Here is an 18,054-nt window from a genome sequence, read left to right as displayed (position 1 = left end):
GCGCCGGCTGGCCGTCCCGTGCGCGTTCGTCAGAACCCGAACGCGATCGCGAGCAGCCCGCTCGCGATCCCGAACACGACCACGAGGGCCGTGACGATCGCCAGCATGTACGGCTTGAACGAACGCGCGAGCATCGCGAGCGACGGCACGCTGATCGGCGGCAGCGTCATCAGCAGCGCGGCGGCCGGGCCGACGCCCATGCCGAGCGACAGCATCGCCTGGATGATCGGCACCTCGCCGGCCGTCGGGATCACGAACAACGTGCCCGCGACCGCGAACGCGATGATCCAGCCGAGATGGTTGCCGATGTCCGGGCCGATATGCGGGAACAGCCATGCGCGCGCCGCGCCGAGCAGCAGCACGAGCACGATGTATTCGGGCACGAGCCGCACGGCCATGCGCACGAGCAACTTGATCCAGCGGACGAACGGATTGCCGGCCGCGGCCTGCCCGGCCGCCAGCGCGGCGAGGTGCGCGTCGTCGATGCCGCGGTCCTCGGGACGCGCGATGCGGTTCAGCAGATAGCCGATCCCGAACACCATCGCAATGCCGAGCACGAGCCGCAGCACGCTCCAGTGCCAGCCGAGCACGAAGCCCATGAACACCAGCGCGGCCGGATTCAGCACCGTGTTGCCGAGCCAGAACGCGACCGCGCCGCCCGGCGACGCGTGCCGCGCGCGCAGGCCGGCGACGACCGGCGCCGCGCAGCACGTGCACATCATGCCGGGCAACGACAGCAGGCCGCCCGCGGCGACACTGCCGAAGCCCGTGCGACCGAGCACGCGTGCGACCCAGTGCGCGGGCAGCAGCGCCTGCACGGCCGAACCGAGCAGCAGGCCGAGCACCATCGCCTGCCAGATCGCCTTGCCGTATGCCCATGCGTAGTCGAGCGCCGCCTTCAGCGACGGCTCGGGCGCGGTCGCCGACGTGCCCATCAGGATCGACTGGCCGATCGAATGATGCTCGGCGGCAACGAATGCCTTGTTGTAGTACGGGAACCATTTCACGTAGAACAGTCCCGCGACTGCGATCAGCAGGAAGGTCATCCAGCCGAGCGCCGGATTGGGTTGGGTGCGTGTGGTCGTCATCGTGTGGTGGTCGATTGGTTTGTGTCGGTGTCGGATCCTGCTGCGTTGCCGGCGACGGGCGACGCCGGAAGCCCGGCGCGCGCGAGCGCGTCGAGCAGCGCACGCGCTTGCTGGCGCACGTCGGCCGCATTCGGCCGGAACGTGAACGTCAGCACGCGGTTCGATTTGTCGTACGACGAACGATAGGTGCGTGCATACGCAGGATCGTAATGCTTGTCGATCAGCGTGCCGAACAGTTCGGCACGCGCGTTCGCGTCGATCAGTGCGTTCCAGCGCGCGACCTCTTCCCGGCTGTGGAGGCCGATCAGGCGATGCAATTGCGCCTTGAACGCGGCCGGTTCGTCGAACAGGTGGGCGTAGTCCTCGAGCAAGAACGCGATGCGTTCGTCATGCTCGGCCTCGACCTGCACCCACGGCCCCGCGCGAAACGCGTCCATCAGCGCGAGCGGCAACTGCACGAGCCCAATCTTGCGGCTTTCCGATTCGACGAAGACAGGCCATGCGGGGTCGAAACGCTCCAGCGTGCCGACGAGACCCGAATCGAACGACTTCTGCGCGGGCTGCGGCACACCCGGCAATGCGCCGAGCAGCGAGCCGCGGTGGCAGGCGAGCGCCTCGAGGTCGAGCGTCTGTGCCCCTTCGTCGCGCAGCGCGTTCAGGAGCCGCGTCTTGCCGCAGCCCGTGTGGCCGACGAGCGCGATGTAGCGGAACCGCGTGGGCAGCGTGTCGAGCGTCGCGCACACCGAGCGGCGGTATGACTTGTAGCCGCCGTCGAGCTGCCGCGCTTGCCAGCCGATCAGGTTGAACCAGGTCGTCATCGAGCCCGAGCGCTTGCCGCCGCGCCAGCAGTAGATCAGCGGCCGCCAGTTGCGCGGACGGTCGGCGAACGTGGTGTCGAGATGGCGCGCGATGTTGCGTGCGACCATCGCCGCGCCGACGCGCGTCGCTTCGTACGGCGACACCTGACGGTACATCGTGCCGACGATCACGCGCTCCTCGTTGCTGAGCACGGGTGCGTTCAGCGCGCCGGGAATATGATCTTCGGCGAACTCGAGCGGCGTACGCACGTCGATGATCTCGTCGAACTCGCCAGCGCGATCGAGGGTGACAATCAGGTTCTTCAATTTGGCGTCGAACAGGGGCGATGCGGCTCGGTGAGCCGCACGGGCACGGAAGGCGGATTCGCGATTATCTCATGCCCGGGCGTCTCGGGCCGCGCGCGGCAACGGGCGGGGGCGACGCGGCGCTCATCACGTCGACCAGATGGTCGCGAAACGCGCGTACCGACGCGGGCAGCTCGCGCCCCGCCATGGTCTGTACCTGGATGCTGCGCTCGTGCAGCTGCGGGTTCGTGACGGGCACGACGACGAAGCCGTCCGAGTCGAAGCGGTCGCGTACCGACAGCAGCCCCGTGAACATCACCGCACCGGTACGCTGCGCATAGCGGTACATCACGGCGGTGTTGTTGCTGGTCAGTTCCGGCTCGAGCATGAGCCCGTCGAGCACGCACGCCATGTCGATCAGCTGGCGCACCGTCGTGCCGGCCTCCGGCAGCACATGCGGGTGCCGCACGACGTCGGCGAGCGACACGGAGTCGCGCGCCGCGAGCGGATGGTCGTGCCGCACGAGCGCGAAGACCGGCGCACGCTCCGTGTGTTCCACGCGCACGCCCTGCTCCGGCGCCAGGCTGAACGTCAGACCGATGTCGGCGTCGCCGTCGCGCACGCGCCGCGTCGCCTCCGCCGGCGACACGACCCACACCGAGAAATCGACGCCCGGGTGGCGCGCCTTGAAGCCCGCGAGCGCGCCCGGCAGGAAATCGATCGCGAACCCTTCCGAGCAGACGATCTTCAGCAGGCTGCCGTGCAGCGCTTCCAGCCCGCCGATTTCCTTCATCACGTGCTCGGCCTCCAGCAGGCTGCGCTGCGCGAAGCCCAGCAGCCGTTCGCCGGCCTCCGACAGCGTCATCCCGCGCGGCCGCCGCTCGAACAGCGGCGCGCCAAGCTCGCTCTCGAGCTTCGCGATCTGCCGGCTGATCGCCGAGACGGCCACGTGCAGCCGCGCCGATGCGTCGCTGATCGACCCGGTGCGCGCCACTTCGACGAAGTACCGCAGCGCAAGACCATGCAGGAAAGCCGCCATCGTTCTCTCCGGACCCGTCGGCCGGGCTGTTTTGCTTTGCCTTTTCGGCAACGAAATGTTCGAAATTCGATCATTGTGACAAAAAAAACGGCTTCCTAGAATCGATCGCACTTCCCGCCGTGCGCGCCGCGCCCGCAGGAAAACCGACAAGGAGACACGTCTTGAGCCGTACCGCCGCCATCCAGCACGCGCTGAACCAGTTCGAATCGGGCGCCTTCTTCACGACCCTGAGCCGCCGCGTCGGGCTGCGCACCGAAAGCCAGGACAGCGGCGCGGGCGCCGCATTGCGCGCGTACCTGACCGACGAGATCGCGCCGGAAGCCGCGCGCCTCGGCTTCACGTCGCGGATCGTCGAGAACCCGGTCGTCGGCGGCGGGCCGTTTCTGCTCGCGTCGCGCCACGAGGACGACGCGCTGCCGACCGTCCTGATCTACGGCCACGGCGACGTCGTGCGCGGCTACGACGCGCAATGGCGCGCGCCGCTGTCGCCGTGGAGGCTGACCGTCGACGGCGATCGCTGGTACGGCCGCGGCAGCGCCGACAACAAGGGCCAGCACACGATCAACCTGGCCGCGCTGGCGAGCGTGCTCGACGCGCGCGGCGGCCGGCTCGGCTTCAACGCGAAACTGCTGATCGAGATGGGCGAGGAAGCGGGTTCGCCGGGCCTCGACGCGCTGTGCCGCCAGGAGCGCGACGCGCTCGCGTCGGACGTGCTGATCGCGTCCGACGGGCCGCGCGTGACCGCCGAACGCCCGACCGTGTTCCTCGGCTCGCGTGGCGCGGTCAACTTCAAGCTGAGCCTGCGCGCCCGCGACGGCGGCCATCACTCCGGCAACTGGGGCGGCCTGCTGCGCAATCCGGCGACCGTGCTCGCGAACGCGCTCGCGAGCCTCGTCGACGCGCGCGGCGCGATCCGCGTGGCGGGCCTGCGCCCGCCGCCGATCCCGGCCGCCGTGCGCGCCGCACTCGCCGACCTGTCCGTCGGCGGCGGCCCCGGCGATCCGGCGCTCGACGCCGACTGGGGCGAGCCCGGCCTCTCTGCCGCCGAGCGCGTGTTCGGCTGGAACGCGTTCGAGATTCTCGCGTTCAAGGCCGGCAATCCCGAGCATCCGGTCAATGCAATTCCGCCCGTCGCGTATGCGCACTGCCAACTGCGTTTCGTGGTCGGCACCGACTGGCAAGCGCTGCATGCGCACCTGCGCGCGCATCTCGATGCGCATGGCTTCGCCGACGTCGAGATCGACGTCGAACGCGGCGCGCCGGCGACGCGCCTGCCGCCGGACGATCCGTGGGTCCGCTGGGCCGTCGCGTCGCTCGCGCGCACGACCGGCAAGAAGCCCGCGATCCTGCCGAACCTCGGCGGCACGCTGCCGAACGAAGTGTTCGCCGATACGCTCGGGCTGCCGACGTTGTGGGTGCCGCACTCGTATCCGGCGTGCTCGCAACACGCGCCCGACGAGCACCTGCTCGCGAGCGTCGTGCGCGAGGGGCTGCAGATGATGGCCGGCCTCTTCTGGGATCTCGGCGACGCCGCGCCGCCCGTTCGCCGCGCGGCCCTCGCCGCGGCCGGCGCCGCACTGTAACGCGCTTCGCCCCTTTCTCGGGACCTGCTCACACGATGAATACGACCACCCTGACCTCGCAGGACGCCGCGCTCCCCAGCGCCGCGAAGATCCGGCGCATCATCTTCGCCGCGTCGATCGGCAATGCGCTCGAATGGTTCGACCTGATCGTCTACGGCTTTTTCGCGGTGACGATCGCCAAGCTGTTCTTCCCCGCGACCAGCGAAGCGACGTCGCTGCTGCTCACGCTCGGTACGTTCGGGCTGTCCTACCTGATCCGGCCGATCGGCGGCTTCGTGCTGGGCGCCTACGCGGACCGCGCGGGCCGCAAGGCGTCGCTGCTGCTGTCGATCGGGATGATGATGGTCGGCACGCTATTGATCGCGTTGATGCCGACCTACGCATCGATCGGCGTCCTTGCACCGCTCGGGATCATGCTGTCGCGGCTGATGCAGGGCTTTTCGGCCGGCGGCGAATTCGCGAGCTCGACCGCGTTCCTCGTCGAACATGCGCCGCAGCGGCGCGGCTTCATGTCGAGCTGGCAGTTCGCGAGCCAGGGGCTCGCGACGCTGCTCGCGTCGGGCTTCGGCGCGCTGCTGACGTCGACGCTGAGCACCGCGCAACTCGAAAGCTGGGGCTGGCGCGTACCGTTTCTGTTCGGGCTCGCGATCGGTCCGATCGGCCTCTATATCCGCCGCTACGTTGACGAAGGGGTCGAGTTCAAGACGCAGGCGCGCTCCGAAGCGCCCGTGCGCGAGCTGTTCGCGGACCAGAAGATGCGCGTGCTGCTGTCGATCGGCGTGCTCGTGATCTCGACCGCGATCAACTACATGGTGCTGTACATGCCGACCTATGCGATCAAGCAGCTCGGGCTGCCGGCCTCGACGGGCTTCGCAGCAACGCTCGCGACCGGCTTCGTGCTGACGCTCGTCACGCCGCTCGTTGGCCACCTGTCCGATCGCACCGGACGGATCCGCGTGATGGCCGCGGCCGCCGTGCTGATGCTCGCGACCGTCTGGCCGACGTTCGTGTGGCTCACGCATCACGCGTCGTTCTCGACGATGCTCGCCGCGCTGATCTGGATCGGCCTGCTGAAGGCGACGTACTGCGGCGCGCTGCCGGCGCTGATGGCCGAGCTGTTCCCGGCGCAGACCCGCGCGACCGGTCTGGCGGTCAGCTACAACACGGGCGTCACGCTGTTCGGCGGCTTCGCGCCGTTCATGATCACGTGGCTGATCAGCGCGACCGGCAACCGGCTGTCGCCTGCGCTGTATCTGATGGGCTGTGCGGTGTTGAGTCTCGTCGCACTGTTGGTCGCGCGCACGCGGCTCGGGATGCGCTGACCTCGCGCAAAGGAAACGACCGCGCAATGATGCGCGTCGGACGCGGCCCGTCGCGGCAACCCTGCCGCGCGGGCCGCTCGCCGTTTACGGCGCCGGGTTCGGCTGCAGTTCGTGCAGCGCGTCGATCTCGGCCAGGATCTCGTCGGACAGCTTCACGTCGATGCTGCCGATGTTCTCCTTCAACTGGTCGAGCGACGTCGCGCCGACGAGGTTGCTGCGGACGAACGGCCGGCTGTTGACGAACGCGAGCGCAAGCTGCGCGGGCGACAGCCCGTGGCGCTTCGCGAGCGCGACATAGCGCGACGTCGCTTCGACCGCGTGAGGCTTGCTGTAGCGCTGGAAGCGCTCGAACAGCGTGATGCGCGCGCCGGCCGGACGCGCGCCGTTCTCGTACTTGCCGGACAGCCAGCCGAATGCGAGCGGCGAATAGGCGAGCAGGCCGACGCCATCGCGATGCGTGAACTCGGACAGGCCGTTCTCGAACGTGCGGTTCAGCAGGCTGTACGGGTTCTGAATGCTCGCGATGCGCGGCAGCCCGAGCTTCTCGGCCGCGCGCAGGAATTGCGCGACGCCCCACGGCGTTTCATTCGACACGCCGATCGCGCGGACCTTGCCGGCCTTCACGAATTCCGCGAGCACGCCCAGCGTTTCCTCGATCGGCACCGTATACGCATCGTCGACCCACGGATACGCGGGGCGACCAAACGTCGTCGTGCTGCGATCGGGCCAGTGCAACTGGTACAGGTCGACATAGTCGGTCTGCAGGCGCTTGAGGCTGCCGTCGAGCGCCTCGGTCAGGTTCTTGCGGTCGAACTGGTTACCTTCGCCGCGAATGTGGCGCGGATTGTGCGGCTGCCGCGCCGGGCCCGCGATCTTGGTCGCGAGCACGATCCGGTCGCGTTGCGCACGATGCTGCGCGAGCCAGGTGCCGATGTACTGCTCCGTGCGCCCCTGAGTTTCAGGCTTCGGAGGCACCGGGTACATCTCCGCGGCGTCGATCAACGTGACGCCCTGCCCGAGCGCGTAATCGATCTGCTCGTGGGCGTCGCGCTCCGAATTCTGCTCGCCCCACGTCATCGTGCCAAGACCGATCAGGCTGACCTCGATGCCCGAATCGCCGAGTGTGCGGTATTCCATGCTGTTCCTGTCACGTCAGTGGAAAGCAGAAACGCTATCACATTGAACCGAATGCTTCAGATGGCCGGGCCGCATGCTTACAGGCCGCCTTCGGTGTGTGCGCGGGACTTGGTCATGCGGATGACGGCCGCGTCCGCGTGTGCGTGTGCGTGTGCGTCGTGCGGATGACGTCGGGCGGCCGCGACGCCGCCGCCCGCTGCGTCACTGCGGCCGCTGAATGAAGCAGGTCGCCGATGCGTGCGCGACGATCTTGTCGTCCGGCGTCTTTAGCGTGCCTTCCGCGACGCCGAGCGAACGCGACAGGTGAATCACGCGCCCTTCGGCGATCAGGTCGACGTCGCGCGGGACGGGACGCAGCATCTTCACATGCAGGTCGACCGTGCCGTAGCCGACGCCCGCGTCGAGCATCGAATGCACCGCGCAGCCCGTGACCGAGTCGAGCACCGTCGCGGCGAACCCGCCATGCACGCCGCCGAGCGGATTCAGGTGCCGGCCGTCGGCGCGCGCCGAAAACTTCACGTAGCCGAGCTCGACGCCCAGCGGACGCATCGGGATCGTTTCGGAAATCGACGCGAGCGGCACGTCTCCGGCGGCGGCCGCACGCAGCAGATCGAGACCGGACAGGGAAAGCGGATTCATCGGGTTGTCTCCGGGTTGATGGCGCGTCGCCGCGCGAGTAAGTTCTAAATTGGAACTCATTATTGACAACTGCTCCGGGCTTGTCAACGCAGCCGATGGCCGTTGCAGTCGAAGGTAAGTTCTATAATCGAACCCGCTTCTTTGATGAACCGCCGCGCGAGACTCGACGATGAAATGGGATGACATCGGTACGCTGAACTGTTCGGTCGCGCGCACGCTCGCCGTGCTCGGCGATCGCTGGACCATGCTGATCCTGCGCAACGCCTTTCTCGGCTGCCGCCGCTTCGATGCATTCCAGACACAACTGGGCCTCACGCGCCACGTGCTGGCCGAGCGGCTCGCGCGCCTCGTCGACGAAGGCGTGCTGGTCAAGCGCGCGTATCAGGAGCGGCCGCCGCGCTTCGAATACCGGTTGACCGAAAAAGGCCTCGATCTCTATCCTGCCCTGCTCGCGTTGATGACATGGGGCGACCGCTGGAAGGACGACGGCCAGGGACCGCCCCTGCAGTTGCGGCATCGCAACTGTGGTCAACTGATGCATGCAGTCGCGGTGTGCTCGGCATGTGGCGAGCCGCTCGACGCGCACGACGTGCAGCCGGAACCCGGGCCGGGGTGGGTCGCGCCTGAGGCGGCGGGGCCGGTCGAGTCGTGATTCCGTGGTGCCGTGATTCCGTGGTGCCGTGGTGCCGTGATTCCGTGACGCCTGACGCACCCGCGCGTGCCACGCGCATCGCAGCGCTGCCTCATGCGGATGCGAGTTGCATCCGTTTCAGCCTGCCGAGCATTCGCGTTGCCGCGCTCGATGGGCTCCCCCATCTCGTCAATCACACAGCGCATTGAACCTGCACCAGCGCGTACGCGCATTTCTTCATGCACCGCCTTGTCGCTCCACTGCACACGCACGCGCTGATCGTTCGACCTCCGTCCACCGGCGCGACCATCCGGCCGCTCCGGAAACCCGGCGGAATGATGAGCGCCGCCCCATCAACCGCTGCACGCCATCACGTCATCGCTTTCATTCGCATTCGGGCGTGGCCGCGCCGCCGTGTCTGCGTTACACTCACGGCCCGCTGTCTCAAAATCATTCGCTGTCCAAGATGTTGTCGCGCAAACGCCTCGCCGCCACCTGCCTCGCCGCTTCCCTGCTTGCCACGCCCTTCGCCGCCTTCGGCAAGACGCACAATGAATCGCTGCTGCAGCAGGCAATCGACTTCATCACGCAGCTGCTGCCGACGCCGACCCATGAAGCGCCCGCCACGCAGGCCGTCGAATCGGCGTTCTCGCCCGACGGCGGCGCCGAGGCGCTCGTGCTGAAGGCGATCGGCGCCGCCCGCACCTCAATTCGCGTGGCCGCCTACTCGTTCACGTCGCCACCCGTCACGCGCGCGCTGCTCGCCGCGAAGCGGCGCGGCGTAAATGTCGCGGTCGTCGTGGACGACAAGGGCAATCGCGCCAAGAGCAGCAAGCAGGCGCTGAACCTGCTCGTCAACGCGGGCATTCCGACGCGCACGATCGACGCCTATGCCATCCATCACGACAAGTACCTCGTGATCGATGCCGAACATGTCGAGACCGGCTCGTTCAACTACAGCGCTTCGGCAGCCAGCCGCAATTCCGAAAACGTCGTCGTGGTGTGGAACAATCCGCAACTCGCGTCGCGCTACCTCGCGCATTGGCAAAGCCGCTTCGACCAAGGCGCGCCGTACCACTCGTCGTACTGACGCATCGCACAAACGCAATCGCCATTCGCATGCGACGCGGCCGACGCGCGTCGTTGCATGCATTCGGTTCGTGATGTCGTCAATGATCGCTGCGCACGACGCGCCGATCAACCTGGCCGAATGGCCAGCACACGCAGCGTGACCGCACCGCTAGCAGCGGCATCGATGAAATCAGTGAATGTTGGGCGATCGCTCCGCGACTTGCGCGGTCGCGACACACCGGCTCGCCCGTGCATGCGCGTCGCTTGACGAAAACTTCGGCAGATCGCGATTGCCGCCCGGCAGCGCGCGCAGTACGCAGTCCGAGCTGAAGGTCAGCGTGTTCTGCACCATCGGATAAATCAGGTACAGCGCCAGCGCGAGATAACCCGCGTACAGAATTCGGACCATGGTGCGATAGATGAACGATTGACTCGCTCTATTTACGGCATTGCACCGGACAGCTTGAGGCATACAAACACAAATTCATCTCGTGCATGCGTGAAGCGTCTGCATCGCTCTGTGCGCATGCGCTGCTCGCGAACGACAAGACGGTGATCCAGGACGCGCGCAACGACGATCGCTTCCACGACAACCCGCGCGTCACGGGGCCGCCGGGCATCCGCTTCCACGCAGGCTGGCCGCTCGCTGCGCCGAACGGCCTAACCGCCAGCATTCGCGACCGCGCGAACGCTCGCCGGCGCACTCGCCCGGCTCGGCAGCGGCGAATTCGCGTGTTGTTGAGCGCCGACGGTCCGGCCGACATCGGCGAGCCGATCTCGCGCGCGTCACGCCGGCGCTCGCGCAGCACAACCCGTCCGACGCACGAGGCTATGCGATCCGGTTCAGAGTCGGTCACGTCGCATACGGTCCTCAGCGGCATCGTACGGTCGCCAGCCTTGCTCGACTCAGCCGATCGTCACAGGTCCGAGGACAACCAGCGCGGCAAGGCCGCCGTGCGTGACTGCAAACGCACCGCGCGCCGATACGCGCCGATACGCGACGACCCGCGCCACCGCAACCGCAGGCGTAACCGCAACCGCAGCCGCGAGCCGCGCTCAGCCCGCCGCCGCTTCGCTCAGCTCCCACACGGCGGCGCGCTCGCCATCGCTTCCGCGATCTGCTCGGGCGTCAGATCGCGCTGATGGGTCGCGATCGACCAGCGATGGCCGAACGGATCCTCCACTTGCCCATAGCGATCGCCCCAGAACATGTCGGCGGCCGGCATCTTGACCGTTGCGCCGGCCTCGACGGCCTGCGCGATCGCAGCGTCAGTGTCCGGCACGTACAGGTGCAAGCAGACCGACGTGCCTTTCAGCGCCTTCGGTCCGAGTGCGCCATGCTCCGGCATTTCATCCACGAGCATCAGCGTCGAATCGCCGATTGCGAGGCACGCGTGCGCGAGCCGGCCGTCCGGGGTCGGCAGGCGAAACCGCTCGGTCGCGTTGAACGCACGCTTGTAGAAATCGATGGCTGCGGCTGCGCGGGCGCAGATCAGATGCGGCGTCAGCGTGCGCATTCCTTCCGGGATCGGGTTGACGGACGTGGCCATGGGTGTCGCTCCTTCAGTCGGTTGTCGTGTCGGAAATCGGGACGCACGCACGATGCGCACGCCTCCAACGCTACGACGGACGGGCTCGACGGAAATCGACACGCATGCCGGAATTTTTTTAGCGCTCGCGACTGGCCGGCCAGATCACGCACGACGCACGGAATCAGTCCGTTCGGCCGACAGGATCATCCGGCATGCCGAACTGCCGGCGGCACGCTTCGAGCAACGCGGCAACGGCGTCGAGCGGAAGGTCGGCGAACCGGTTAATCGGCAGCATCACGCCGCCGGGCACCCTGGTGCGCGGCGAGTGCGCCGAGAACTGGTAGCCGATGTACCGGTTGCCTGCGACGCTGATCATCCCGAACTCGGTCACGTCGCGCCACCGCGTCACCGGCTTTTCACGCACGGAACCGACCAGCCTGAAGCCGGTTTCGTCGATATGCAGCGCCATCTTGCGGCGCGACACGAAGAAGAAGGCGCCGCTCGCGAGGGCCAGCACCACGGCCAGTGCCCCAACCGGCCAGAGCGTCCGGTCGGACGCGTACCCGGATACGGCCAACCCGGCCAGCACCGCGCTGACGATCGCCTTGCGCCTGAAACTGCGGCCGTCGACCGGCAGGACCACCGGCAACGCGCCGATCACCGTTCCGGCAACCGGATCGACATGCCAGCCGGAATCGTTCGTTTCGCTTGCGTCGCTCACCGTTTCGGCCGCTCCCGTCAATTGCACACGTTGACCGTGCCGTTCGACGTGCATTGACCGACCGCCCAGTGACTCTGCGCGGCGAGGTGCGGCGCAACACCGATTCCGCGAATCGGCGCCGCCGGCGACGACGCCGGAACCGGGGCCGATGCGGTCTCGGGCGACGGCTGCATGGATTCGGTCTGACAGGCCGCGAGCATCAGACAGAATGCGGCTCCCAACGGGGCAATGGCGTATGTGGACATGGCTTCGTGCGCGGTAGCGTGATTCATGTGTGGGCGGCTCGCGGAAACACGGGCCGATCGCCTTTCAGATCTGCGGAAGATCACGCAACGTACGCGACTCGTTCGTCGCATCGATGTCGAGCTCGATCCCTGCCGACGCGTCGCGATACAGCACGCGCTTCAGTTTCGGCCCCACCGCCGTTCCGTCCACTTCGTCAAACACGGCATGAACGTCGTTGCCCGCGGCAAGCGCGCGTGCCACTTCCTCCACCGACGCCTCGCTCGGCGTCGCCGCCCACGACCGATCCGTCGGATTGACGGCCGCCCAGCGCACATGCGTCACGCGCGCACTGAGCACGTCGATTCGGACACCATTCACAGCGAACATCGACATCGGAATCTCCTTCGAAACGATTGCGGCTGGGCGCACGCCTGACGACGGAAGCCGACGATTACACGATAGCAGGCGAATGCGAATGCCACCGGACCCGCCGGGTCAGCCGGACGGGCAATCATTGGCGCAGCATCGGCCAGCGCTGATTTTCGATGATACATTGGGACGCTTTGCAACCGTCAACAGACAATCGTGTACGGGAGAAACACATGAACGACGCCTGGGGAACCTTCCCTGCCAGAATGGGCGACCATCAGGCTTTCATCAGCTTCAATCAGAGCTTTGCCGAACTCGCCGAAAGCGATCCGCGCACGTCGCTGCTCAGCGTACGCGTCACGCTGGCACATCCGACGCCCGAAGGCCTGCCGAGCGGCGACGAGTTCGCCGAGCTGACGAAGATCGAGGATCTGCTGGACGCCGCCGTGACCGCGAAAAACGGCGTGCAGGTCGGCCGCGTCACGGTCGACGGCAACCAGGATTTCCTGTTCTACGTGCCGTTCGACGAAGAAACCGCGAGCGGGATCGTCGACTCGCTGGCCGAACAGACGACCTACGCACTTCAGTACGCATACCAGGACGATCCGGACAAGGAAACGTACTGGCGCACGCTCTACCCGACGGACGACGACTGGCAACTGATGCGCGACATGCGCGTGCTCGACGCGCTGCGGCAGAAAGGTGACGTGAGCGACATGAGCCGGCGCGTGATGCACTGGGCCTACTTCCCGGAGCCGAGCGACGCGCACCAGTTCGCCGACTGGGCCGAGTCGAAAGGCTATCTGGTCGAATCGGTCGCGCCGACCGAGGACGGCAAATCGGCCGTGCGGTTTGCGCACGAAGGCACGATGGTGCTGGCCGACATCACGCACCATACGCTCGAGATCAATCGCGAAGTACGCGCGCTCGGCGGCGAATACGACGGCTGGGAAACCAGCGTCGAGCAAGCCGGCTGATCAGGCCGACACGCGCGTTGCGCGCGACCGGGCCTTGACGGTTTCGGGACAAAAAGCATCCCGGCAGCGCGAATGCGCGCCGCCGGGACCAAGGCATCGCCGGCAGTAACCGGCGATGGGCCCGAGCGGCCGCTCACGCACGAGGAAAAGCGATTCATGCGGATCAGGCGAGCGGATGCCGGGGGCGCAAAACGCCGCGTGCCGAACGCCTGTCCGGTTTCGCCGACGCGGCATGCATGCGCCGGGCGGGCAAAAAGCCCCGCTCCTGCGCGAGCGAGCGGGGAAACAGTTGACCGGGCCGGGGTAGAACGGTCAACCGGTCAAATTGTGATCGTGGGCCATGCGACCGTCTGTGCGGCAACTCACCCTTTCAACCGGAAAGCCCTCCTGCCACGCCCACAGCGCGCCGGGCAGCGACGATCGCGCCAGCAGTCAGCAGCGTTCCTGAGTTCATGATTCGAGTGCGGATTTTGATTTATGCGGGCGATTTCTTATATCGCACTGGAGCTTCTGGCATGTCGCCTACATAGCTAAAACCGCATGATTCCGTTTTTGCTTGAATCAGCGATTTGTCTTTTCGGATTTTCGTGAAATCATGTTTCGCGATCGGTATCTGCCGGCTTCTCGGCCGCGATCGCGCTGCTACCTCCGGCCACAAAAATCGCTTCGCCATCCAAGGAAACAATGACACTCGCTCGGGCTCAACATGACGGCGTCGATGTCTGGATCGTCCAGCTTCCGGGACACACCGCCTATGCCTATACGCATCTCAAGCGCGTATTCGCGTCCGACGACTCGCGGCATCGCGTCGTGACGGTCGACCTGACGAAGCTGCTCGCCTGCGCCGATCGCGACACGACCGACTATGTGCTGCCGGCGGTTCAGTACTGGGCGCCCGGGAAGGCCGCCGGCATCCGCGAATTCCTCGACCCGGCCGAGCGGCGGATTCCCGATATGCCCTTCATCACGTTCCGCGAGACGAGAACGCGGACGCTGCTCGGCATCCCGGGCCTGTCGAAAGTCGGCGTCGCGTCGTTCCGGAACGGTCAGCATCGCGCGCGCTATCTGGCGTATGCGGGGGCGACGAGGCTGCCTGTCGAGGTGCATGAGACGGAGGCGGATTTGCTCGTGCGGTATTGCGGCGAGTGACGCACGGGCGCTTGGTCGATAGCGGAATGGATCGCGCAGTCGGCCGCCGTTCGATTCGATGCCGACAGGCCGTCAGGCCTCGATCACGTAGGTTCGGACGGCGACTTCCGCCCCGCCGATGACGCTGGTTTCGACGCCCGCCAATCGCCAGCCGTTGTGCTCGTAGAAACCAATCGCGCGGACGTTGCCCTCGAGCACCAACAGATGAACCTTGTCCACGCCGATATTTCGCGTCCATGCGCGAACGGCTTCGATCATGCGCTTGCCGATACCGCTTCCGTGATATGCGGGAAGGACGTGAAGGCAATCGAGCAGCACGCCCAGCGCCGAATCGACCGGTCTTTCGGCGCTCACGAAACCGATGGGCGCGCCGTCGGACTCCGCGATCAGCACGAGGCCCCATTCCGCTTCGTTGCGGTCGAAATAGCGTCGCCACCGGCTCGCGTGTTCCGTCGGCGCCTCATCGGACAGATAGGCCGCGGGCAGGATATGGCTGTATGCGTTCTGCCAGCTCAGCGTGTGCAAGCGCGCAACGAGCTCCGCGTCGTGTGACGTCGCGCTGCGCAACGTGATGGTTTGGGGTTCCGGCATGCTCGGGTCGCTTCCGTTGCGTAATTGAGGCCGGGAAAGTGTAGCAGCCGCGATGTTTTAAACGGTCGATTGCATCGCGAAACGCATCAAACGCTGCACGGCGCCGCAGCTGGCGAAAAAATGCCCCGGCGCCTTCCGGGCGCCAGGACAGAACGGCCCTGGAAAATCGAGGGCACGAGGAATCGATACATTACACGAATGTAAGCATGTTAAGCATTGGTGGGTTGCGCCAAGTCACTGGCTTATTCCGCCAACATCACGCTCGACAGTCCAGAGGCAACTTCAGCAGGGCGGCCATCCAATATCCGTGGCGGCTCGACTAGCGCCCAAAGCTTTCAATCGCTATGCTATGGCGCACCATTTTGATCTCACTGAAAGCTTGTTGCGTACTTCCGCCGGGCGAGAAGTGCTCGTGCCGGCATCCCACGATAACAATCGCCGTAGCACGAGACGCAGGAGTGGAAGGAATGACCTTGATGAAAAGTCTTGGCCGCTCGATCGGTCCCATTCGCAAGCTCCACGATAACCGTAACGCACTGGCCAAAGCGCTTCTGGTCGCCGAACAGAGGATTCGCGATCTGGAAAATCAAGTGGAGGCGATTCGCGGCACGCCCTTCTTTGCCTATTACGCCAATTTTGACGCGCTGGAATGTATGCGTCGTCATGAAGTACACGACAGAAAGCTGACGCCTGGATTCCAGACGAACTGGCTTGGCGTGCTGGTGGACCCGAAAATTCTGCCTTTTCTTGCAGATCAGGGCGGCAAACTGGATCATTTTCCGCTGCCGGCCAACTGGCATGCCGATATTGCGGAATGGGCCTCCGCATTGCACGCCGTGGAATTGGCGCGCCCCGATACATTCACCATGATCGAGCTGGGTTGCGGCTGGGGTTGCTGGATGAATAACACTGGCATGGCCGCCAAACGTACCGGCCGAAAGGTGCACGTCATAGGCATCGAGGGCGACGAAGGCCACCTTGAATTCGCCCGAGAAGCACTCGCGCGCAACGGGTTCGCGCAGGGCGAATATACGCTGTATCGCGGCGTCGCAGCCGCGAGCGCGGGAAGCGCCCTCTTCCCGCGTCAGGAGCATGCCGGCCACAGCTGGGGGCTTGAGCCCGTTTTCGGCGCGACCAAAGAGCAGCAAGACGAGGCCGTGGCGAACGGCAGTCACGACATCTTGCCGATGATCTCTTTGGAGTCGGCAATCGGCGATCGAGATCGCATCGATCTCTTGCATATCGACATCCAGGGCGGCGAGGCTGCGTTGATCGAATCGTGTCTGTCGCTCCTCAATGAGAAGGTCGCCTACGTTTTGATCGGCACTCACTCGAAGCACATCGAAGGGCGACTCTACGACATTCTGACGCCCGCCGGCTGGCTAATCGAAATGGAGAGGCCCGCTTTCTATCAGGTCAAGAACTGGATACCGGAATTGATCGTGGATGGCGTGCAGGCTTGGCGCAATCCGCGTTTTGTCCCGCCAGGAAGTATTCAATAGAACGTCGCATCGCAGCGACGAGAAATGGCCGACCGCGATCACGACGAAGATCAGGAATCGAGGCGCCGACGTGCACGAATTCGCGGCACATGCGAATCCGGAAACGACATATCGGCATTACGATCGATGGAAGATAAAGAATCGGAGACTTGTTGCGGGGAATTCATGACTAAGCCGAGCTTGGGTTATGGGGCTTACAGGATCACGTTCCACGGTTTCCCGGCCCCATCAGCGCCTCAATCACTCGCTCGGGTTCTGCTACCCTGCCGCCCAGGATCAGATCATGTCCCCAAATAACCAGAACGCGTTCACCGCGCTTCGCTTGCTGGCCGCATACGCGGTCATCATCACGCATAGCTACGTCGTACTCGGGCTCGGTAGCGACTGGTTGGAGCAACACGGCTTCCCGCAGTTCAGCGAACTCGGGGTCAATGCCTTCTTCGCGATCAGCGGATACCTGGTCTGCAAGTCGTTGCAACGCAACCCGAACCCGCTGGCCTACCTGCGCAACCGTGCGTTGCGGATCTTCCCCGGGCTCGCCGTTCTAATCCTGCTGACGATCTTCGTCGCCGGTCCGATCATGACGCACATGTGGCTGCCGGAATGGCTGGAGTATCTGACTAACCTGACGCTGTACAACAGTGTCCCGACGCTTCCGCACTTCTTCGCGACGACCCCGATCCCCGTGATCAACGGTTCGCTCTGGACGTTGCCGCTTGAGGTGACGTGCTACCTGATTCTGCTCGGTGTGTCATGGGCCGGCGCCCTAAACTGGAAGGGAATGCTGCTGATGCTGGCAGGATTCTATGTCGCCCTGATGGGTGATCTGTTGTGGCAGGGGAATATGCTGGCTGGCGTGAGCACCTTCCAGCTTGCACGGCTCGGCATCTACTTCTGGGGCGGTGCATTCATCGCGACAATCACACTGCCTCGTAGCTGGGGTTTGTGGGTTGCCGCAGTTGTCGTGGCGCTGGCACCCTTCTATCTGTTCGCAGCCGATCATGACTGGAAAATCAAGGCTTATGCGTTCAATCTGTTGCTGCCGTTCATCGTCATCTTCGCGGCCGAGCGGTTGCCGAAGCTGGCTTTCCTGAATCGCTTCGATATTTCGTATGGCGTCTATATCTACGCGTTTCTCGTGCAGCAGATGCTCGTGTGGCACTTCGGCACGAGCCTACATCCGACCAGCCTGACGATGCTTACCATCGTCATCGTGACGCCGATCGCCGCAGTGTCGTGGTTCCTCATCGAGAAGCCGGCGCTCGCTCTGAAGAACGGATTCGTCGGCTCAAGAAGGAAGGCTACGCAGACGGCTTGACGAGGGGGCTCCGCGGATTCGGCCATTGCATGTCACGGTGCTTTTCGCAACGCTGGA

The 18,054-nt window shown here is 65.4% G+C and carries 20 protein-coding genes; 9 read left to right on the top strand and 11 right to left on the bottom strand.

Going from position 1 to position 18,054, the window contains the following annotated elements; genetic code table 11:
- Nucleotides 1–29: 29 nt before the first annotated feature.
- The 3 genes from BAMB_RS07545 to BAMB_RS07535 form a co-directional block, all read right to left on the bottom strand.
- Nucleotides 30–1,088, bottom strand: a complete 1,059-nt coding sequence (locus tag BAMB_RS07545; protein ID WP_011656785.1) for a permease — start codon at nt 1,086–1,088, stop codon at nt 30–32.
- The gene (gene mnmH / locus BAMB_RS07540) at nt 1,085–2,212 is read right to left on the bottom strand and encodes a tRNA 2-selenouridine(34) synthase MnmH (protein ID WP_011656784.1); all 1,128 of its coding nucleotides are present in this window, start codon (nt 2,210–2,212) and stop codon (nt 1,085–1,087) included. The genes BAMB_RS07545 and mnmH overlap by 4 nt, the downstream gene beginning before the upstream one ends.
- 64 nt (nt 2,213–2,276) lie before the next feature.
- On the bottom strand, nt 2,277–3,230 hold the full coding sequence (locus BAMB_RS07535) for a LysR family transcriptional regulator (protein ID WP_011656783.1): 954 nt from the start codon (nt 3,228–3,230) through the stop codon (nt 2,277–2,279).
- Nucleotides 3,231–3,391: 161 nt separating this feature from the next.
- Between BAMB_RS07535 and BAMB_RS07530 the strand changes: the two genes are divergently transcribed.
- Nucleotides 3,392–4,813: a M20 family metallopeptidase gene (locus tag BAMB_RS07530; protein WP_011656782.1), complete on the top strand. Its 1,422-nt coding sequence runs from the start codon at nt 3,392–3,394 to the stop codon at nt 4,811–4,813.
- Between the two features lie 35 nt (nt 4,814–4,848).
- Entirely contained in the window at nt 4,849–6,135 is a 1,287-nt protein-coding gene (locus BAMB_RS07525) for an MFS transporter (protein WP_011656781.1), read from the top strand.
- Nucleotides 6,136–6,219: 84 nt separating this feature from the next.
- Here the strand turns inward: BAMB_RS07525 and BAMB_RS07520 are convergent, their stop codons facing one another.
- Nucleotides 6,220–7,272: an NADP(H)-dependent aldo-keto reductase gene (locus BAMB_RS07520; protein WP_011656780.1), complete on the bottom strand. Its 1,053-nt coding sequence runs from the start codon at nt 7,270–7,272 to the stop codon at nt 6,220–6,222.
- 201 nt (nt 7,273–7,473) lie between these two features.
- Nucleotides 7,474–7,911, bottom strand: coding sequence for a PaaI family thioesterase (locus BAMB_RS07515; protein ID WP_006757989.1), 438 nt, complete (start codon nt 7,909–7,911; stop codon nt 7,474–7,476).
- A 169-nt stretch (nt 7,912–8,080) separates the two neighbouring features.
- Between BAMB_RS07515 and BAMB_RS07510 the strand changes: the two genes are divergently transcribed.
- On the top strand, nt 8,081–8,563 hold the full coding sequence (locus BAMB_RS07510; protein WP_011656778.1) for a winged helix-turn-helix transcriptional regulator: 483 nt from the start codon (nt 8,081–8,083) through the stop codon (nt 8,561–8,563).
- A gap of 445 nt (nt 8,564–9,008) precedes the next feature.
- A complete protein-coding gene (locus tag BAMB_RS07505; RefSeq protein WP_011656777.1) occupies nt 9,009–9,632 on the top strand; it encodes a phospholipase D family nuclease in 624 nt (207 codons plus the stop codon).
- A 171-nt stretch (nt 9,633–9,803) separates the two neighbouring features.
- Here the strand turns inward: BAMB_RS07505 and BAMB_RS07500 are convergent, their stop codons facing one another.
- Complete coding sequence (locus tag BAMB_RS07500) at nt 9,804–10,022, bottom strand: hypothetical protein (protein ID WP_041491161.1); 219 nt, start codon at nt 10,020–10,022, stop codon at nt 9,804–9,806.
- An 86-nt stretch (nt 10,023–10,108) separates the two neighbouring features.
- Here BAMB_RS07500 and BAMB_RS36250 point away from each other — a divergent pair, with 86 nt between their 5' ends.
- Nucleotides 10,109–10,756, top strand: coding sequence for a hypothetical protein (locus BAMB_RS36250; RefSeq protein ID WP_011656775.1), 648 nt, complete (start codon nt 10,109–10,111; stop codon nt 10,754–10,756).
- Here BAMB_RS36250 and BAMB_RS07495 read toward each other — a convergent pair.
- From BAMB_RS07495 to BAMB_RS07480, 4 genes are all read right to left on the bottom strand, one after another.
- Nucleotides 10,690–11,163, bottom strand: a complete 474-nt coding sequence (locus BAMB_RS07495) for a VOC family protein (RefSeq protein ID WP_011656774.1) — start codon at nt 11,161–11,163, stop codon at nt 10,690–10,692. The genes BAMB_RS36250 and BAMB_RS07495 overlap by 67 nt on opposite strands.
- 163 nt (nt 11,164–11,326) lie before the next feature.
- Entirely contained in the window at nt 11,327–11,920 is a 594-nt protein-coding gene (locus tag BAMB_RS07490; RefSeq protein ID WP_045554921.1) for a hypothetical protein, read from the bottom strand.
- Complete coding sequence (locus BAMB_RS36160; protein WP_011656772.1) at nt 11,884–12,138, bottom strand: hypothetical protein; 255 nt, start codon at nt 12,136–12,138, stop codon at nt 11,884–11,886. Before BAMB_RS36160 ends, BAMB_RS07490 begins: the two co-directional genes overlap by 37 nt.
- Before the next feature lie 37 nt (nt 12,139–12,175).
- Nucleotides 12,176–12,484: a hypothetical protein gene (locus BAMB_RS07480; protein ID WP_006751010.1), complete on the bottom strand. Its 309-nt coding sequence runs from the start codon at nt 12,482–12,484 to the stop codon at nt 12,176–12,178.
- Between the two features lie 209 nt (nt 12,485–12,693).
- On the opposite strand from BAMB_RS07480, the gene BAMB_RS07475 reads away from it, so the two are divergent.
- Both BAMB_RS07475 and BAMB_RS07470 read left to right on the top strand, forming a co-directional pair.
- Nucleotides 12,694–13,437 (top strand): DUF695 domain-containing protein, encoded by a 744-nt coding sequence (locus tag BAMB_RS07475; protein ID WP_011656771.1) that lies wholly within the window; start codon nt 12,694–12,696, stop codon nt 13,435–13,437.
- A gap of 684 nt (nt 13,438–14,121) precedes the next feature.
- Nucleotides 14,122–14,586 carry a plasmid fertility inhibition factor family protein gene (locus BAMB_RS07470; RefSeq protein WP_011656770.1) on the top strand — a complete coding sequence of 155 codons (465 nt, stop codon included), beginning with the start codon at nt 14,122–14,124 and terminating at the stop codon, nt 14,584–14,586.
- A gap of 72 nt (nt 14,587–14,658) precedes the next feature.
- On the opposite strand, the gene BAMB_RS07465 is transcribed toward BAMB_RS07470, so the two are convergent.
- The gene (locus BAMB_RS07465) at nt 14,659–15,177 is read right to left on the bottom strand and encodes a GNAT family N-acetyltransferase (RefSeq protein WP_011656769.1); all 519 of its coding nucleotides are present in this window, start codon (nt 15,175–15,177) and stop codon (nt 14,659–14,661) included.
- Nucleotides 15,178–15,644: 467 nt separating this feature from the next.
- Here BAMB_RS07465 and BAMB_RS07460 point away from each other — a divergent pair, with 467 nt between their 5' ends.
- Together BAMB_RS07460 and BAMB_RS07455 are read left to right on the top strand one after the other, a co-directional pair.
- Nucleotides 15,645–16,679, top strand: a complete 1,035-nt coding sequence (locus BAMB_RS07460; protein WP_011656768.1) for a class I SAM-dependent methyltransferase — start codon at nt 15,645–15,647, stop codon at nt 16,677–16,679.
- A gap of 283 nt (nt 16,680–16,962) precedes the next feature.
- On the top strand, nt 16,963–17,997 hold the full coding sequence (locus BAMB_RS07455; protein ID WP_127456347.1) for an acyltransferase family protein: 1,035 nt from the start codon (nt 16,963–16,965) through the stop codon (nt 17,995–17,997).
- The last annotated feature ends 57 nt before the right edge of the window (nt 17,998–18,054 follow it).

The sequence above is a fragment of the Burkholderia ambifaria AMMD genome, from assembly GCF_000203915.1.
GTDB classification, from domain to species: Bacteria; Pseudomonadota; Gammaproteobacteria; order Burkholderiales; family Burkholderiaceae; genus Burkholderia; species Burkholderia ambifaria.
This window is presented reverse-complemented; position numbering and strand designations above follow the sequence as displayed.

Coding starts and splice junctions, on each gene's coding strand:
- BAMB_RS07545 (WP_011656785.1), bottom strand. CDS start 1,088: ATGACGACCACACGCACCCAACCCAATCCGGCGCTCGGCTGGATGACC.
- BAMB_RS07535 (WP_011656783.1), bottom strand. CDS start 3,230: ATGGCGGCTTTCCTGCATGGTCTTGCGCTGCGGTACTTCGTCGAAGTG.
- BAMB_RS07525 (WP_011656781.1), top strand. CDS start 4,849: ATGAATACGACCACCCTGACCTCGCAGGACGCCGCGCTCCCCAGCGCC.
- BAMB_RS07520 (WP_011656780.1), bottom strand. CDS start 7,272: ATGGAATACCGCACACTCGGCGATTCGGGCATCGAGGTCAGCCTGATC.
- BAMB_RS07515 (WP_006757989.1), bottom strand. CDS start 7,911: ATGAATCCGCTTTCCCTGTCCGGTCTCGATCTGCTGCGTGCGGCCGCC.
- BAMB_RS07510 (WP_011656778.1), top strand. CDS start 8,081: ATGAAATGGGATGACATCGGTACGCTGAACTGTTCGGTCGCGCGCACG.
- BAMB_RS07505 (WP_011656777.1), top strand. CDS start 9,009: ATGTTGTCGCGCAAACGCCTCGCCGCCACCTGCCTCGCCGCTTCCCTG.
- BAMB_RS07500 (WP_041491161.1), bottom strand. CDS start 10,022: ATGGTCCGAATTCTGTACGCGGGTTATCTCGCGCTGGCGCTGTACCTG.
- BAMB_RS36250 (WP_011656775.1), top strand. CDS start 10,109: ATGCGTGAAGCGTCTGCATCGCTCTGTGCGCATGCGCTGCTCGCGAAC.
- BAMB_RS07495 (WP_011656774.1), bottom strand. CDS start 11,163: ATGGCCACGTCCGTCAACCCGATCCCGGAAGGAATGCGCACGCTGACG.
- BAMB_RS07490 (WP_045554921.1), bottom strand. CDS start 11,920: ATGCACGTCGAACGGCACGGTCAACGTGTGCAATTGACGGGAGCGGCC.
- BAMB_RS36160 (WP_011656772.1), bottom strand. CDS start 12,138: ATGAATCACGCTACCGCGCACGAAGCCATGTCCACATACGCCATTGCC.
- BAMB_RS07480 (WP_006751010.1), bottom strand. CDS start 12,484: ATGTCGATGTTCGCTGTGAATGGTGTCCGAATCGACGTGCTCAGTGCG.
- BAMB_RS07475 (WP_011656771.1), top strand. CDS start 12,694: ATGAACGACGCCTGGGGAACCTTCCCTGCCAGAATGGGCGACCATCAG.
- BAMB_RS07470 (WP_011656770.1), top strand. CDS start 14,122: ATGACACTCGCTCGGGCTCAACATGACGGCGTCGATGTCTGGATCGTC.
- BAMB_RS07465 (WP_011656769.1), bottom strand. CDS start 15,177: ATGCCGGAACCCCAAACCATCACGTTGCGCAGCGCGACGTCACACGAC.
- BAMB_RS07460 (WP_011656768.1), top strand. CDS start 15,645: ATGACCTTGATGAAAAGTCTTGGCCGCTCGATCGGTCCCATTCGCAAG.
- BAMB_RS07455 (WP_127456347.1), top strand. CDS start 16,963: ATGTCCCCAAATAACCAGAACGCGTTCACCGCGCTTCGCTTGCTGGCC.